Raw genomic sequence first — 1,744 nt, 5'->3', positions numbered from 1 at the left:
AACCAGCCCTGCATAAAAAAACAAACCTGATAGTTTGCTCAAATACCCTTGCCCCGCAAATCGGCAACTCCATAAGGCAACACCGGCAACCGTAGGTTCCGTTCAACAGCGCTTTCATTGTTCGTCCTGCGGACGCAACGAAAGCTTAGTTATTGGGCGTAGTATTAGTCCGCACTGTTAGTCAAGAATTTCTTTAAAAAATCAGAACCGTCTTTAGAAACTCTAAATTTACCTTTTGATATTTTTATTAATCTCTTAGCGTCTGTATTATTTTTAATAGCTTGAGATGGATTTGTCAACCTTACTCCTTGGTCTAAAAGAAGTTTAGTCGCTTCGAGAGTTGTAAATGTGTTTTGTTCATTTTGTGCTTGAGCAAAGTGTCCTGCCAAAAGTACTTTGTCTACATCTTTTGCATTATTTGGCAACGAATGGAAGTACTCACCGAATGATTCTGGCAGACCATTGGCTGGTGGTTGTACTTGACCAGTTATTGGTTGGTTATTAACAACGACTGCAGGAGGCGTCGGTTGTTGTGGAGGAAGTTGATTTACTGGAATGCTTTTTAGTATTTCTAGAAAGCTGTCAATTTTTTCTGAATGAGAGTTAATAAATTCTTCAGTTCCTTCAATTTCGAACTCCCTTGCATTTAAATTGATTCTAATTTTCGCCTTATTTTCCATGTTAATTTTGGTTTATAAAAGATGAATAATGAGTGTCTACATATTTTAGTCCTGGTGGAAGGATTAAGCAATTTTTATCTGTTTGATATTCGATTAGTCTCTCCGCATGAAGTTTCTTAAGAACCGAGTTAACAAATGTTGCTTTACTTTTTGGTTCTATCCATTTTATTAAATCTGACTCACTGACTTTTTTGGGATAAGAAGAAGCAAGCAGCACAAGGACTTGTTCTTTTTGTTTCAAAGATGGGTTTAATACACGTTTTATTTCATCAATTTCATGAACCAAAAAACTTGGTCTAATTGCAAGAGCATTAACTAACTTTTGAGCTTCATGTAAAGTACAGGAATAAAATATTCGTAACAATTCTGCAATAACCCAGTCGGAAGTGCAATTGATTAAAGTGCTGTCTACAAAATTTGGACTTACATCTGCGCTCAAATGTCCCACACCACGTTTATTTCTGATGTTGTAAATTGATGCTAATGTTCTAGGAATATGAATCCTGTAGGATTCAATCGTCGAGGTCGCTGGCAATTGTTCAAATGCCCTTAATTTACCTATCATGTCATTAGTCTGTGTTCCAATTGGAGTATAGCTTCCCTTAGTTTTATACTCTAATATTCTGAAACAAGCCTCAACTAATTTGCCACCGTTTAATTCCGAAGGCTCATGTCGTTCAAGCAGGTAATTCTCTTTAATTTCCCTATAAGCAGCAAATAAAAAATCAACTAACTCTGCTGGAAGGTCGGTTTTAAGGTCTGCTGCAATTTTGTTTAGCATTTACTGTCGTTTAATATTACGCCCAACGGTGAAGCATTTGTGAAGGCATGGCAATAGCGATTGGTCAGCCTGGTACAAATGTCTAATCGAAAAACTAAAGTTGAAGATAATTACAAATGTTCAATAGTGAAATGTCGGCTTGAACAAAAGATGATAAGATTTACTGCTGCACAAGTGTTGCTGGTCAAGTGTAGGCTTCCCATTTTCAGTACGAATCAAAAGTAGATTTTAAATCAGTTGATTGAATATTATTATTAGTATTATAACCGGATGTGGTAATGTG

At 36.3% G+C, this 1,744-nt stretch carries 2 protein-coding genes; both read right to left on the bottom strand.

The window, feature by feature from the left end; all coding sequences use genetic code 11:
- Positions 1-164: 164 nt before the first annotated feature.
- Positions 165-680 (bottom strand): hypothetical protein, encoded by a 516-nt coding sequence (locus tag BM015_RS21220; protein WP_090663370.1) that lies wholly within the window; start codon positions 678-680, stop codon positions 165-167.
- A gap of 1 nt (position 681) precedes the next feature.
- Positions 682-1,461, bottom strand: a complete 780-nt coding sequence (locus BM015_RS21215) for a hypothetical protein (protein WP_090663367.1) — start codon at positions 1,459-1,461, stop codon at positions 682-684.
- Positions 1,462-1,744 lie beyond the last annotated feature (283 nt).

It is taken from the genome of Parafilimonas terrae (assembly GCF_900115755.1).
Taxonomy (GTDB): domain Bacteria; phylum Bacteroidota; class Bacteroidia; order Chitinophagales; family Chitinophagaceae; genus Parafilimonas; species Parafilimonas terrae.
The sequence above is the reverse complement of the archived record's forward strand: the minus strand, read 5'-3'. Positions and strand labels throughout refer to the sequence as shown.